This is a genomic window from Acidovorax sp. LjRoot118, from assembly GCF_964253575.1.
GTDB lineage: Bacteria > Pseudomonadota > Gammaproteobacteria > Burkholderiales > Burkholderiaceae_C > Acidovorax.
The window spans coordinates 1,198,412-1,212,743 of the sequence record NZ_CAXURB020000001.1; the positions used below are offsets into that span (position 1 = coordinate 1,198,412).

The 14,332-nt window shown below is 67.9% G+C and carries 12 protein-coding genes; 7 read left to right on the top strand and 5 right to left on the bottom strand.

Translation table 11 applies throughout. The annotated features are described in order from the left end of the window. Positions 1-26 precede the first annotated feature (26 nt). Positions 27-992 (top strand): helix-turn-helix domain-containing protein, encoded by a 966-nt coding sequence (locus tag ACSQ9E_RS05600; RefSeq protein ID WP_436217126.1) that lies wholly within the window; start codon positions 27-29, stop codon positions 990-992. A gap of 74 nt (positions 993-1,066) precedes the next feature. On the opposite strand, the gene ACSQ9E_RS05605 is transcribed toward ACSQ9E_RS05600, so the two are convergent. Next, positions 1,067-3,295: an EAL domain-containing protein gene (locus ACSQ9E_RS05605; RefSeq protein WP_057205637.1), complete on the bottom strand. Its 2,229-nt coding sequence runs from the start codon at positions 3,293-3,295 to the stop codon at positions 1,067-1,069. Positions 3,296-3,578: 283 nt separating this feature from the next. Here ACSQ9E_RS05605 and ACSQ9E_RS05610 point away from each other — a divergent pair, with 283 nt between their 5' ends. The 5 genes from ACSQ9E_RS05610 to ACSQ9E_RS05630 all read left to right on the top strand — a co-directional run bounded on the left by ACSQ9E_RS05610 (position 3,579) and on the right by ACSQ9E_RS05630 (position 9,104). Next, positions 3,579-4,424 (top strand): GNAT family N-acetyltransferase, encoded by an 846-nt coding sequence (locus tag ACSQ9E_RS05610; protein ID WP_057205639.1) that lies wholly within the window; start codon positions 3,579-3,581, stop codon positions 4,422-4,424. Next, on the top strand, positions 4,424-5,302 hold the full coding sequence (locus ACSQ9E_RS05615; RefSeq protein ID WP_057205641.1) for a UDP-2,3-diacylglucosamine diphosphatase: 879 nt from the start codon (positions 4,424-4,426) through the stop codon (positions 5,300-5,302). The genes ACSQ9E_RS05610 and ACSQ9E_RS05615 overlap by 1 nt, the downstream gene beginning before the upstream one ends. Beyond that, positions 5,299-6,390: a glycosyltransferase family 4 protein gene (locus ACSQ9E_RS05620; protein ID WP_436217127.1), complete on the top strand. Its 1,092-nt coding sequence runs from the start codon at positions 5,299-5,301 to the stop codon at positions 6,388-6,390. Before ACSQ9E_RS05615 ends, ACSQ9E_RS05620 begins: the two co-directional genes overlap by 4 nt. A gap of 186 nt (positions 6,391-6,576) precedes the next feature. Next, positions 6,577-8,640, top strand: coding sequence for a polyphosphate kinase 1 (gene ppk1 / locus ACSQ9E_RS05625; RefSeq protein ID WP_436180169.1), 2,064 nt, complete (start codon positions 6,577-6,579; stop codon positions 8,638-8,640). Further along, positions 8,640-9,104 carry a SixA phosphatase family protein gene (locus ACSQ9E_RS05630; RefSeq protein WP_057205647.1) on the top strand — a complete coding sequence of 155 codons (465 nt, stop codon included), beginning with the start codon at positions 8,640-8,642 and terminating at the stop codon, positions 9,102-9,104. The genes ppk1 and ACSQ9E_RS05630 overlap by 1 nt, the downstream gene beginning before the upstream one ends. Before the next feature lie 54 nt (positions 9,105-9,158). Here the strand turns inward: ACSQ9E_RS05630 and ACSQ9E_RS05635 are convergent, their stop codons facing one another. The 4 genes from ACSQ9E_RS05635 to ACSQ9E_RS05650 form a co-directional block, all read right to left on the bottom strand. Further along, positions 9,159-9,731, bottom strand: coding sequence for a hypothetical protein (locus ACSQ9E_RS05635; protein ID WP_436217128.1), 573 nt, complete (start codon positions 9,729-9,731; stop codon positions 9,159-9,161). 52 nt (positions 9,732-9,783) lie between these two features. Further along, positions 9,784-11,265, bottom strand: coding sequence for a Ppx/GppA phosphatase family protein (locus ACSQ9E_RS05640; protein ID WP_057205650.1), 1,482 nt, complete (start codon positions 11,263-11,265; stop codon positions 9,784-9,786). A 70-nt stretch (positions 11,266-11,335) separates the two neighbouring features. Beyond that, entirely contained in the window at positions 11,336-12,526 is a 1,191-nt protein-coding gene (locus ACSQ9E_RS05645; protein ID WP_436217129.1) for an ABC transporter substrate-binding protein, read from the bottom strand. Between the two features lie 17 nt (positions 12,527-12,543). Further along, complete coding sequence (locus ACSQ9E_RS05650; RefSeq protein WP_436217130.1) at positions 12,544-13,035, bottom strand: fasciclin domain-containing protein; 492 nt, start codon at positions 13,033-13,035, stop codon at positions 12,544-12,546. 193 nt (positions 13,036-13,228) lie between these two features. Between ACSQ9E_RS05650 and pstS the strand changes: the two genes are divergently transcribed. After that, complete coding sequence (pstS, locus tag ACSQ9E_RS05655; protein ID WP_057205655.1) at positions 13,229-14,269, top strand: phosphate ABC transporter substrate-binding protein PstS; 1,041 nt, start codon at positions 13,229-13,231, stop codon at positions 14,267-14,269. The last annotated feature ends 63 nt before the right edge of the window (positions 14,270-14,332 follow it).

Genomic DNA, 14,332 nt, shown 5'->3' on the forward strand with positions numbered 1-14,332 from the left:
GTGGCGCTTGCCGTTAGATTGGCGCCATGCCCGCAGTCCATGCTCCTGCCACGTCGCCCTTGCGCCAGTGGACGACCGATGGGGTCGCGCCCGCGGCGCGCCTGGACTACTGGGTGGGCGCCATCTGCGAGGCCTTTCTGGAGATGGGCTGCAGCTCGCGCGAGGCCCCTGTGTTTGGCGGGGTGCTGCAGAGCCTGGCGGTGCAGGCCCTGTCGGTCAACCAGGTACGCGCCTCCACGCAGGACGTGTACCGCACGCCAGCGGGCATTGCACGCAGCCGCAACCTGCCGTTCTACCTGATCGCCCAGGCCGAGAGCGCGTGGCATGTGCGCCAGGACGGACAGGTGGCCCACCTGCGCCCGGGCGACATGGTGCTGGTGGACTCGGCCCGGCCTTACGAGCTGCACTTTTCCGAAGGGGTGAACTGCGTCTCGCTGCAGCTGCCGCGCGCCTGGGTGGGCCAATGGCTGGCCCAGGCCGAGGTGCGAGGGCCCCGCGTGGCCTGGCGCGACCAGGGCTGGGGCCAGAGCCTCGGAGCCCTGGCCGTGCAGCTAGCGCGCGACCCGGCCTCGGCCCAGGCCTTGCCGCCCGCGCTGCTGTCGGACCACCTGGGTGCCTTGCTGTGTGCTGCGCTGGAGCCGCCTGCGGCGCCGGCGGCCCCAGCGGGCCAGGGCCTGCATGCCCACCTGTGCGCACTGCTGCGGGGGCGCATCGACCAGCCCGGTGTCTCGGCCCAGGCCCTTGCGCAGGAGGCTGGCGTCTCCCTGCGCACGCTGCACCGCGCGTTTGCGGCGCAGGGCGGCACCTTCGCGGGCACGCTGCTGCAGTTGCGCCTGGTGCGCGCGGCGCAGCTGCTGCGCCGGCCCCATCTGGCGCATGTGGCGGTGGCCGAGATCGGGCGGCGCTGCGGCTTTGCCGATGCATCGCACTTTGCGCGCGTTTTTCAGCAGGCCATGGGGGTGCCGCCCGCGCAGTGGCGGCGTGGCGGTTGATGCGGACTTGCATGCACCCGGCCAAGTGTCTGCGCCCTTCATTCTGACCTGCCCCAAGCGCGGCAGGGGGCGTCTCACGCGGGCATGTACTGGCGCAGGAACAGTTCCAGCTCGTCGGCCGGCAGCGGCCGGCTGAACAGGTAGCCCTGGGCCTCGTCGCAGCCCTGCTCGCGCAGGAAGGCCAGTTGTTCCGGTGTCTCCACACCCTCGGCCGTGGTGCGCATGCCCAGGGCCTGGGCCATGCGGATGATGGCGCTGACGATGGCGCGGTCGTTGCCGTCATCGCCCAGGTCGCGCACGAAGGATTGGTCGATCTTGAGCTTGAAGATCTGAAAGCGCTTGAGCTGGCTCAGGGATGAGTAGCCGGTGCCGAAGTCGTCCATGGACATGCGCACCCCGCGCGAATGCAGGCTGTCCATGGTGGCCACGGCCGAATGCGGGTCGTCCACCGCCACGCCCTCGGTCAGCTCCAGCTCCAGGCAGTCGGGGGGCAGCTCGAAGATGGTGAGGATGCGGCTCACCAGTTCGGGCAGCTGCGGCTGGCGGAACTGGATGGCCGACAGGTTGACCGCCATGGTCAGCGCGGGAAAGCCGTTCTCGTGCCAGTCCTTGAGCTGCGTGAGCGCGGTGCGCAACACCCACTCGCCGATCTGAAGGATCTGGCCGCTGTCCTCGGCGATGGGGATGAATTCGGTGGGCGTGATGCTGCCCATCTGCGGGTGGTCCCAGCGCAGCAGGGCCTCCACGCTGTGCACCTGGCCCGTGGCCAGGTGGATCTGGGGCTGGTAGTGCAGGTGCAGTTGCCCACGCTCGAGCGCTCGGCGCAGAGCATTCTCGATCTGCAGGGCGCGCACCGACTGGGCCTGCATCTCGGGCGTGAAGAAGCGGAAGGTGTTGCGCCCGTCGAGCTTGGCGCGGTACATGGCCACGTCGGCCGACTGGGTCAGTGTGTCGAAATCGCTGCCGTCCTGCGGGAACAGGGCGATGCCCATGGACGGCGCCATGGTCAGCTCGTGGTGGTCGATCTGGTAGTGCTGGCGCGAGGCCTCCTGCAGCTTGCCGGCCACGCGCGCGGCGCCATGGGCGTTGGCGCCCGGCAGCAGCAGGATGAACTCGTCGCCGCCCAGGCGCGAAACGGTGTCCTTGTCGCGCACCACGGCGCGCAGGCGCTTGGCGATCTCCACCAGCAGGGCATCGCCTACGCGGTGGCCCAGCGAATCGTTGACGTGCTTGAAATGGTCCAGGTCCAGGAAGATCAGCGCCAGCGGCGTATGGCCCTCCTGTGCCACGCGGATCGCCTCCTGGGCCCGCTCGGACAGCAGGGCGCGGTTAGGCAGGCCGGTCAGCGGGTCGTAGTGGGCCAGCCAGTAGATACGGTCCTGGTCGGCCTTGCGGTCGCTGATCTCGCGGTGCAGGTTGTCCACCGTGTCGCGCAGTTCGCGCGTGCGGTCCTGAACCTGCTGCTCCAGCTCCTCGTGCACGCGTGCCAGCGCCTCCTGGGCCTGCTTGCGCTCGGAGATGTCCATGGTGATCCAGATCGATCCCTGGTCCGGGTCGTCGGGGTCGATGAACTTGGCGCGCACCTCGCAGGTGAGCGGTGTGCCGTCCCTGCGGCACAGCACCACTTCGCCCTCGTACGACTGGCCGGCCGCGAGCACCGGGTAGCAGCGGTGGCCGACTTCCTCCCAGTCCTCGTCGCTGGCATACCAGCGGCGCGACGGGCTGCCCGCCAGTTCGCCGGGGCCATAGCCCAGCATGTGCTCGAAGTGGCGGTTGCAGCGGGTCAGGTGCCGGTCGCGCAGGAACACGATGCCCACCATGGCCTGGTCGAACAGCACCTGCTTTTCGCGCACAGCAGCGCTCAGCAGGGCCTGGGCCTGTTTGTGCTCGTCGATATCGTCGAGGATCCAGATCGACCCCTCGCTGGTGTCGGCCGGGTTGATCAGCCGGCCCGTGAGGCTGCCCCAGAACAGCCGCCCGTTGCGCCGGCGCATCTGGCGTTCCACGCGGTAGGCCTGGCCCTTGGCAAGCACGGGGTAGGCTTCGCGCCCCAGTGCACGGAAGGCATCGCGGTCGGGGTAGAAGGCCTCGCTGCTCAGGCCCGCCAGGCGCTGCGCCGACTCGTAGCCGAAGATCTCGGCATAGCGCTGGTTGCAGCGCACCACCACGCGCTGGCGGATGAACACGATGCCCACGCCCGCGCTCTCCAGCAGCATCTGCTGCTCGCGCAGCGTGCGCTCCAAAGACGCGTCGGAAGAGTCCCCAGACGGCAGGCGTTCTGGGGCAATGGACAGCAAGGACATGGCGGCCGGACCCGGAGGGAGAGGCGCGATGCCCCAAAAAAATGTTCCAAAGTGTAGCAGCCCAGGCTTACAGCGGTAACCGCTCGGTAACCGGCCCCTGCCTGTGCCGCAAGGGGGGGCTTCGGTCACCCACCGGCATGCCGTGCCCCTCTGTCACGGCGTTGACATCGCACGGACATGCAGGCGTCACCTGCGGCTTTCAAACTCCATCGCATTGAAGCACACCACCCGGTGATCCGGGGCACCAGCGGCCATGGGGCCGCCCTGTACGAAGGAGTTGACCATGAGCGATTTGCCCAACCCCGCCCTGCCGCTGCTCCCTGCTGCTCCGTCCAGAGGGGCAATCCACCGCCCTGGCGCTGCAGTGGGCGCGGTCGCAGCAGTGGCTGGCACCCCGGTGCGTGGCGCTGTGGAGGTCTCGTGGGCACGGCACCTCGACGAGGTCCGCCAGGCGCAGAAACTCAGGTACGACGTGTTTGCCGAGGAGATGGGCGCTCGATTGACGACCCCCGTTCCCGGCCACGACGTGGACCTGTTCGACGACTACTGTGAGCACCTGCTGGTGCGGGACACGGCCACCCAGCAGGTGATTGGCACCTACCGGGTTCTGACCCCCGCCCAGGCACGCCGCGTGGGCAGCACCTACAGCGACACCGAATTCGACCTGACCCGCCTGCGCACCCTGCGCCCGCGCATGGTGGAACTGGGCCGCAGCTGCGTGCACCCCGAGCACCGCCATGGCGGCGTGATCATGGCGCTGTGGAGCGCGCTGGCCGACTTCATGGTGCGCAACCAGCTCGACACCATGATCGGCTGCGCCAGCATCCCCATGCTGCACAACGGCGTGATCAGCGGCGATGCGGCCGCCAGCATCTGGAACCAGGTGCGCCAGACGCACCTGGCCCCCATCGAATACCACGTGCTGCCGCGCCTGCCGCTGCCCATCGAGAAGCTCGATGGCTCGGTCTTCGTGGAACCACCGGCCCTGATCAAGGGCTACCTGCGCCTGGGTGCGCGGGTGCTGGGCGCCCCTGCATGGGACCCGGACTTCAACACCGCAGACCTGCCCATGCTGATGCGCCTGGCAGACCTGCATCCCCGCTACCGCAAGCACTTCCTGGGGGCCTGATGCGCGCCGCGTTCGACGCGCTCGGCGACTGGACTGCGCACGTGGGAGGTGGGCAGGACACTGCTGCCGACGCCGACGACGCGCATCCACCCGGCCACCGCCACCTGCGCGCGGTGTTCATCTCCGACCTGCACCTGGGCACGCCCGGCTGCCAGGCCGAAGGCCTGCTCGACTTTCTCAAGCACCACCCGAGCGATCACCTTTACCTGGTGGGCGACATCGTGGACGGCTGGCAGCTGCGGCGCCGCTGGTTCTGGCCTCAGGCCCACAACGATGTGGTGCAAAAGCTGCTGCGCCGGGCGCGCAAGGGCTGCCGCGTGGTGTTCGTGCCCGGCAACCACGATGAATTCGCCCGCGCCTTCGTCGGCCATTCGTTCGGCGGCATCGAGGTGGCCGAGGACACGGTGCACACCACGGCCGATGGCCGCACCCTGTGGGTGACGCATGGCGACTACTTCGACGGCGTGATCCAGTGTGCCAAGTGGCTGGCTTACGTGGGTGACAACCTGTATGAGTTCACGCTCAAGCTCAACCGGCACCTGAACACCCTGCGCGCACGCATGGGGCTGCCGTACTGGTCGCTCTCGGCCTACCTCAAGGGCAAGGTCAAGACGGCACTGAACTACGTGACGGACTTCGAGGTGGCCGTGGCCGCCGAGGCCCGCCGCCGTGGCCACGATGGCGTGGTGTGCGGCCATATCCACCGCGCCGAGATGCGCGAGATCGACGGCACCCTGTACTGCAACGACGGCGACTGGGTGGAAAGCCACACCGCGCTGGTCGAGCACATGGATGGCCGCCTGGAGCTGGTCCAGTGGCACACCGTGCCCGGCCACCAGACCAGCACGCAAACCCGCAGCAGCGAGATGGCCGTATGAAAATCGCCTTGTTGTCCGACGCCTGGGCCCCGCAGATCAATGGCGTGGTCACCACGCTGGTGGAGCTGGTGCGCCACATGGAGAGTGCCGGGCACCAGGTGCACGTGATCCAGCCGGGCATGTTCAAGACGCGCCCCTGCCCGGGCTACCCGGGGATCGACCTGGCCATCCGGCCCGGGCGCGAGATAGAGCGCATCCTGGACGAACTGCAGCCCGACGCCATCCACCTGGCGACCGAAGGCCCCATCGGTTGGGCCGGGCGCCGCTACTGCCTGCGCAGGAAGCTGGCCTTCACCACCGCCTTCCACACCCGCTTTCCCGAGATCCTGCAAGCGGCTTTGCGGATTCCGCTCTCGCTGGGCTATGCGCTGTTCCGGCATTTTCACCGCCCCTCGTCGGGTGTGATGGTGCCCACGGTGGGGGTTTTGAAGATGCTGGAACGGCGAGGCTTTCGCAACCTCAGGCAATGGACGCACGGGGTGGACACCACGGCCTTCCCCTACCAGGGCGAGGCCACGCCGCACCCGCTGGTGGGCGCGCTGGCCCACCCGGTGGCCCTGTACGTGGGGCGCGTCTCGTACGAGAAGAACATCGAGGCCTTCCTGCAGCTGGACATGCCGGGCAGCAAAGTGATCTGCGGCGTGGGCCCGCTGGAAGAGCGGCTCAGGGCGCGCTACCCGCAGGCGCGCTGGCTGGGCATTCTGGACCGCGCCACCCTGGCGGGCGTATACGCGGCGGCCGACGTGTTCGTGTTTCCCAGCCGCTCGGAGACCTTTGGCCTGGTGATGCTGGAGGCCATGGCCTGCGGCACGCCCGCGGCCGCCTACTTCGAGGACGGCCCGATGGAGGTGCTGGGCGCCCATGCCGGTGGGCAGGCACGCGGCGGCGTGCTGGACACCGACCTGATGGCCGCCGCCCAGAACGCGCTGGCCGTGCCGCGCCACGAGGCGCGCAACCGGGCACTGGAGTTCACCTGGGCGCATGCAGCCCGGCTGTTCCAGCAATTCCTGGTTCCAGCCCGCCCGCGCGGAGATGACGATGCGGTTTCTGTCACAAAAACTGTCACATCACTGTCATCTGGCCGTTAAATACTGCAGGCACTTGCCTCCCGTGGCTTTCGAGTGTCCATGCCATCCTTCTCCTCCAGAAAACCCGTGATTCCGCAATGTGACAGCCCCGATGACCGCCAGGATGCCGCCCCCGCTGCGGCAACCGAGCCCGCGCCCCCGCCCCCGCCCGCAGCGGTGGTACCTGCTGCCGTGCCCGGGGCTCCCATGTTCCTGGACCGGGACCACAGCATCCTGGGTTTCAATGAGCGTGTCTTCGACTGGGCGGTGCGCACCGACGTTCCGCTGCTGGAGCGCCTGCGCTACCTGTGCATCGTCTCGTCCAACCTCGATGAGTTCTTCGAGGTGCGCGCCGCCGCGCACCTGACCGCTGCCAAGAGCGGCGAGGGCAAGGGGGTCTATACCGCAGCCTCTTTCGTGGCGCTGGCGTCCAAGGCCCATGACCTGGTGGCGCGCCAGTACTCGCTGTACAACGACTCCCTGGTGCCGGAGTTCGCCCGGCACGGCATCCGCATCGTCTCGCACGGGGACCGCTCGTCCGCGCAACGGACCTGGGTGCATGAGTACTTCATGCGCGAGGTGCGCCCGCTGCTGATTCCCGTGGGGCTCGATCCCGCCCACCCGTTTCCGCAGGTGGCCAACAAGTCGCTCAACTTCATCGTGCGGCTGCACGGGCACGATGCTTTCGGCCGCAAGAACGAGGTGGCCATCGTCAAGGTGCCGCGCGCGCTGCCGCGCCTGGTGCGCATGCCGCCGCGCCTGGCCGCCAAAGGCGAATCGCTGTTCGTGAGCCTGTCGAGCATCATCCGCGCGCACCTGGCGGACCTGTTTCCCGGGCGCGAGGTCACCGAGTTCTCGCAGTTTCGCGTCACGCGCCACTCCGATCTGGCGCTCGACGAGGAAGACGTGCGCAACCTGCGCACCGCCCTGCGCCAGGGCCTGCAGCACCGCCACTACGGCCAGGCCGTGCGGCTGGAGGTTTCGGCCGGGTGCTCGCAGTTCCTCTCGCGCTTTCTGCTCGAACAGTTCGACCTGCCAGAGCCTGCTCTGTACCGCGTGCACGGCCCCGTGAACCTGGTGCGCCTGACGCAACTGGTGGACCTGGTGAACGATCCCGCGCTGCTGTTCCCCGCTTGGCGCTCGGCCTGGCCGCGCCAGTTGGTGCCGGGGATCTCGATCATGGAGCAGTTGCAAAAGCGCGACGTGCTCATGCACCAGCCGTTCGAGAGCTTCGACGGGCTGCTGGCCTTTCTGCGCGAGGCGGTGAACGACCCCCAGGTGCTGGTCATCAAGCAGACCATCTACCGCACGGGTGCCGACTCCGAGCTCATGGACCTGCTCACCGAGGCCGTGCGCCGCGGCAAGGAGGTCATGGCGGTGGTGGAACTCAAGGCACGCTTCGATGAAGAGGCCAACATCAACTGGGCCGAAGCGCTCGAATCCATCGGTGCGCAGGTGGTGTACGGCGTGGTGGGCCTCAAGACCCACGCCAAGATGCTGCTGGTGACGCGCCGCGAGGGGCGCCAGCTGCGCCGCTATGGCCACCTGTCGACCGGCAACTACAACGTGCGCACCGCGCGCCTGTACACCGACCTGAGCTACCTCACGGCCGACGAGGACACCACGGCCGACATGGACGGCGTGTTCAACCACCTGGCCAGCCAGAACCGGCCGCCCAAGTTGCGCAAGCTGCTGCTCGCGCCCTTTCACCTGCAGCGCCGCATGATCGAGAAGATCGAGCAGGTGGGCCTGGCCGCCAGCCGTGGCGAAGATGCGCGCATCGTCGCCAAGATGAACGCGCTGACGGACGAGGCGCTGATCCGTGCCCTGATCCTGGCGGGCCAGCGCGGTGCCAGCATCGACCTGATCGTGCGCGGCGCCTGCATGCTCGCGGCCCAGGTGCCTGGCGTGACCGACAACATCCGCGTGCGCTCGGTGATCGGGCGCTTTCTGGAGCACACGCGGGTCTTCTACTTCCGCGCTGGCGCCGAGGAAGACCTGTACCTGTCGAGTGCCGACTGGATGAACCGCAACATGATGCGCCGCGTGGAGCTGGCCTGGCCCGTGACCGAGCCTCGCCTGCGCCGCCAGATCGTCGACGAATGCCTGGTGGCCTACCTGCACGATGACCGCGATGCATGGACGCTCAACCCCGACGGCACCTATGCCAGGGCGCCCCATCCCGAAGACGGGCAGGGCGCGCAGGCGGCGCTCATGGTGCGCTACGGACCGCCTGCGCCGGTGGCGCGGGTGGAGCAGCAAGGAACGTGATGATGGATTTGATCCTGTGGCGCCATGCCGAGGCCGAAGAGGCCCAGGACGGCTCGGACGACCTGACCCGCGCGCTCACGCCACGGGGCGAAAAGCAGGCGGCGCGCATGGCCGCCTGGCTGGACCGCCAGTTGCCCGAGGGCCTGCGCGTGCTGGCCAGCCCATCCCGGCGCACCGAGCAGACAGCCGACGCGCTGGGCCGAAAGTTCAAGATGCGTGCCGAGCTGCTGCCCGGCGGCACTACGGAAGAGCTCCTGGAGCTGGCGCAGTGGCCGCGGGCGCGCGGTGCCGTGCTGATCGTGGGCCACCAGCCCGTGCTGGGCCAGACCATTGCGCAGTTGCTGGGCATGCAGGCGCCCGAATGCGCGGTGCGCAAGGGCGCCGTGTGGTGGCTGCGCCAGCGCCAACGCATGGACGAAAGCCAGACGGTGCTGATGGCCGTGCAGTCGCCGGAGTTCGTCTGACACTGACGGCAGCACCTTCAGTTGCTACCACACAGCGGCCCTCGGGCCGCTTTTTTACTTGCGGCCGTTCTTGGCGGCAGGGGCCTCGGCCTTCGGGCGGCCGGTCTTGATCGAAGGCACGGCCTGCAGCGCGCTGCGCAGGGCGGTGTCGGACAGGCCGGCCAGCAGCTTGAGGCCGGCGCGCAGCAGTTCGCTCTTCTTGGCGGGCTGGGCCAGGGCGGCGGCACGCTGCTTGAGCGTCTCGACCACAGCGTACTCGTCCTTGGGGATAGTGAAGCTGTCGCGCACGAGCTTGGGCTTCTTGGCCTTGGTTTCCTTGGCGGGTACCACGGCTGCTGCGGGCTTGGTCGCAGGCTTGCTCACGGCGGGCGCTACAGTCTTGGGCTTGGCGGCGGCCTTGGCTGCGGGCTTTGCGGTGGCTGCAGGCTTGGCCGCGGGGGCCTTGGCGGCTGCCTTGGGGGCGGCAGGCTTGGCGGCCGCCGCCTTTTCGGGCGCCTTGGCTACCTTGGCGGGCTTGGAAGCGGCGGTGCTTTTCACGGCGGCGGGTGCCTTGGCGGCGGAGGCCACGGCCGGGGTGGCTGCTGCGGTGGGAACGATGGGGGTGGTTGCTGGTGCGGTGGTGGTCATGACTTCAAAAAATAAAACGGTATAAACAGTTTATACCGTTTTTCTTTTCACGTCACGGCAGCTCTGCCACCAGCTCCCATGGGGTCTTCTGCCAAGCCAGCATTTCCTCGCGCAGCAGGTGGGCCGATTGCGGGTAGCCGGCTGCCCAGCCGCGGCGCGCCGCCAGCGCAAAGCGGTTGCCCTTGACCTGCAGCTGCAGGCCTTCGGTGTCCGGGTCGCGGCGCGCATGGCACAGGGCCACGGCCAGCCGCAGGCACAGCAGCTGCAGTGCAAAGCCCGCATCGGTGAGGTCCACCTCCACCAGCTTGCGCACCTTGCCGCGCTGGCCGAGCACCAGGATGCCCAGGCGGTGCAGCTCGGGCATGGCAAAGCCGGCGGCGTCGGTGTTGTCCAGGATGTAGGCGCCGTGGCGGTGGTAGTCGCTGTGCGAGATGCGGCAGCCGATCTCGTGCAGGCGCGCCGCCCAGTCGAGCTTGCGCGAGGCGCGCTCGCTGCCGGCCGGGGCCGCCTGGTCGAACAGCTGGCAGGCGATGCGGGCCACGCGCTCGGCATGCTCCATGTCCACGCCAAAGCGCTGCATGAGGCCGTTGACCGTGGTGCTGCGCAGGTCGGTGCCGGGCTGCTCGCGGTCCAGCAGGTCGTACAGCGCGCCCTGGCGCAGCGCGCCCTGGGCCACCTGCATCTGCTCGATGTGCAGCAGATCGAACACGGCGCGCAGCACGCTGATGCCGCCGCCGATCACGGCGCGGCGCTCGTCCTTCAAACCATCGAGCCGCACACGGTCGGCGCTCTGCGCGCGCAGCAGGCGTTCATGGAGCCAGTCGAGGCCTTCCCGCGTAATCAGGCCTTCGGGCCCACCTGCGGCGGTGAGGATGTCACCGACCGCGCCGGCCGTACCCGAGGACCCGTAGGCCACGTCCCAGCCATCGGGGCGGAAGGTGGCCAGGGCTTCGTCGAGCACGGCCTTGGCGGCGATCTCGGCGGCCATGAAAGCCTGGGGCGTGAACAGGCCGCCGGCAAAGTAGCGCGAGGACCAGGCCACGCTGCCTACGCGAAAGGAGGCGACAGCATGCGGTGTGAACTGCTGGCCCAGGATGAGTTCGGTGGAGCGCCCGCCGATGTCCACCACCAGGCGGCGCTCGTCGGATTGCGGCAGCAGGCGTGCCACGCCCTGGTAGATCAGGCGGGCCTCTTCGGGGCCCGAGACCACGTCGATGGGGTAGCCCAGCACCTGGCTGCCACGGGTGATGAATTCTTCGCGGTTGCGCGCTTCGCGCAAGGTCTGGGTGGCCACAGCGCGCACCTGCGTGCGCGAAAAGCCCGCCAGGCGCTCGCCGAAGCGTGCCAGGCAATCCCAGCCGCGCTGCATGGCCTCGGGGGTGAGGTTGCGGTTCTCGTCCAGGCCGTTGCCCTGGCGCACGGTTTCCTTGAGGTATTCGACGCGCTGGACATGGCCGTGCTCGTAGCGGCCGATTTCAAGGCGAAAGCTGTTGGATCCCAGATCCACAGCTGCGAGCAGTGTTCCGTTGTGCATGGTGGTGCGCGGGGTGCGCGTTTTTCCTTTCGGCCCAGCATAGCACCCGGGCCGGCGCGCAAGAGTGAGTTCAGCCAATGATGCGCCCGTTCGTGGTGAGCATGCTCTGCGTCACATAGGCATTGGTGCGCTGGCGCCCCTGGTAGCCGATGGCATAGCCGCCGATGTTCACGGCGGCGCGCTTTTGCAGGGCGGCCAGCATGCTGGCGCGGGTGACCGGGCCGGTGATGCCGCCCATCACCTCGGCGGTGTAGCGCGCGGCGATGTAGCCGGCCAGGCCCAGGGGGGAGGGGGGTTCGTCGTAGAAGCGCGCCAGGGCGTCGCGGTAGCTGCGCACCACGGGCAGGCTGGCGTTCACCATGGGCACGGCCTGGGTGACGATGACCGAGGCCTTGGCGGCCGTGGGGCCCATCTGGGCCAGCACCTGCAGGTTCACGTCGGCCAGGGCCACGACATAGCACTGGCGGCCCTGGGGCAGCGCGAGCTGGTCCAGGAACGAAAAAAGCTCGGGCGTGCCACCGATGAACAGGATGATGGTCTGGTCCACGCGCGCTCCGGTGCCGGCCTTTGCGGCGCCGCCTGGTGGCGAAATGGTCTGCACCTTAAGCGACATCGATTGGGCCGCATGGGCCACCATGGCCTCGGACTGGCGCCGCACGGCCGCGCTGGCATAGGCCACGCCCACCGTCTGTACGCCCATGCTGGCCAGGTTCTTGATGGCGTGGGTGATCTGGGCTTCGTGCCCCGCGAACACGTCGAACACGGTGTCGCTGGCTCCGCTGGCCGTGGAGATGCCTGCCGTGTCATGCAGCCAGGGCGCCACGAAGGGCAGTGCGGCATCGCCGGGCGACTTGGCTTGCAGGGCGATGAGCCCGCTGGCCGCTGTGTTGCCCACGCAGCCCGACAGGGCGATGCAACTGGCCTGGCGCTGCGCGCTCTGCCAGGCGGACTGCAGGCTCGCGGGGGTGCCGTCGGTCTCCAGCGTCTGGTGCTGCACGGGGCGGCCATGCACGCCGCCCTTGGCATTGATCTCCTGCCAGGCGGTGCGCGAGCCAACGAGGAAGTCGCGGCTCACATCCTGCTGGTCCGCAGACAGGTCCGCCACCTGCGCCACCACATGGGGGCGGTCGGCATCCGCTTTTTTGGCGGATGGTTCCGTCCCCTGGGCCCAGACATTGCCTGTCAGGCCCATGGCCGCCACCCCTTGCAGCCAGTGGCGGCGCAGGACGCCGGTCTGGCCAGGGCGGGGTGTGCGGGTCATGTCGTGCGGCTGGCCGGTTACTTCTTGGGGGGCATCAGCACGGTGTCGACCACGTGTACGACACCGTTGGTGGCGATCACGTCGGCCTGCGTCACCATGGCTTCGTCCACCGTGACGAAAGCGCCAGCACGGGCCAGAGCCACGTTCGATCCATTCAGGGTCTTGGCATTGCCGGCCTTGGCCTCGGCGGCGGTCACGCGGCCTGCCACGATGTGGTGGTTGAGCACGGCCTTGAGCTGGGCGGGATTGGCCTGCAGTTCTGCCAGGGTCTTGGCGGGCACGGCCTTGAAGGCGTCGTCCGAGGGAGCGAACACGGTGTAGGGGCCGGCGGCCTTGAGCGTGTCGGTCAGGCCGGCCTGCACGGCCAGCTTGCTGAAGGTGCTCAGCGAAGGCGTCTTTGCAATCGTGCCGTCGAGGGTTGCGGGGGCAGAGCCCATGCTGGAGCAGGCGGCCAGGGTGGCGGCGGCAGCAAGGGCGAGAGCGGATTGCAGTGCGTAACGGCGGAACATGTGATTCTCCAGGTAGATAGCCGATTCATCTCGGTGGCGGGAGACTAAGCAGCTCCCGTGACAACTGGATGACACAAGAGGGCGGTCCTCCATGGAGAAGAGATGTGTGACAACCGGCCTGTGTGTCACGACAATGTCATATACGGACCCTAGAGTCGCCTCATCCCTACTCACTCATCCAAGAGGTGTCTTCATGAAAATGTCCGCGATTCGGGTTCTTGTTGCTGGTGTCGTCGCTGCTGGTGCGTTCTCTCAAGCCATGGCGCAGCAGGAAGCCACCGGTGCAGGTGCCAGCTTTCCGGCGCCTCTGTATTCCAAGTGGGCGGCCGATTACAACAAGGCCACCAACATCAAGATCAACTACCAGTCGGTGGGTTCGGGTGCCGGTCTGCGCCAGATCGAAGCCAAGACGGTCGACTTCGGTGCCTCGGATGCGCCCCTGAAGGACGAAGACCTGGCCAAAAAGGGCCTGGTGCAGTTCCCCACCGTGATCGGTGGTGTGGTGCCGGTGGTCAACATCAAGGGTATCGCTCCCGGCCAGATCCGCCTGAGTGGCCAAGTGCTGGGTGACATCTACCTGGGCAAGATCACCAAGTGGAACGACGCCGCCATCAAGGCGCTGAACCCCAGCCTGGCCCTGCCAGACGCTGCCATTGCCCCCGTGCGCCGCGCCGATGGCTCGGGCACCAGCTTCATCTTCACGAACTACCTGAGCAAGGTCAACGCCGAGTGGAAGTCCAAGGTCGGTGAAGGCACGGCCGTGAACTGGCCCACGGGTGCCGGCGGCAAGGGCAACGAAGGCGTGGCCGCTTTTGTGGGCCGCCTGCCCAACTCCATCGGTTATGTGGAGTACGCCTACGTCAAGCAGAACAAGATGACCTATGTGCAGATGCAGAACGCCGATGGCGCCTACGTCTCTCCTGACGACACGGCCTTCAAGGCCGCTGCTGCTGGCGCTGAATGGGCCAAGAGCTTCTACCAGATCCTGACCAACCAGCCTGGCAAGGATTCGTGGCCCATCACCGGCGCGACCTTCGTGCTGATGCAGAAATCGCAGGACAAGCCTGCCCAGGCCACCACCGCACTCAAGTTCTTCGACTGGGCCTATGCCCAGGGCGACAAGACCGCGATGGACCTGGACTACGTGCCCATGCCCGACAGCGTGAAGGCCATCATCCTCAAGTCGTGGGGTGACATCAAGGACACCTCTGGCAAAGCGGTAGCTTTCAAGTAATCTCACAGGGCCGGCGACACGCCGGCCTTTCGATTTCACTTCACTGAATCCAAGGCTACCAAC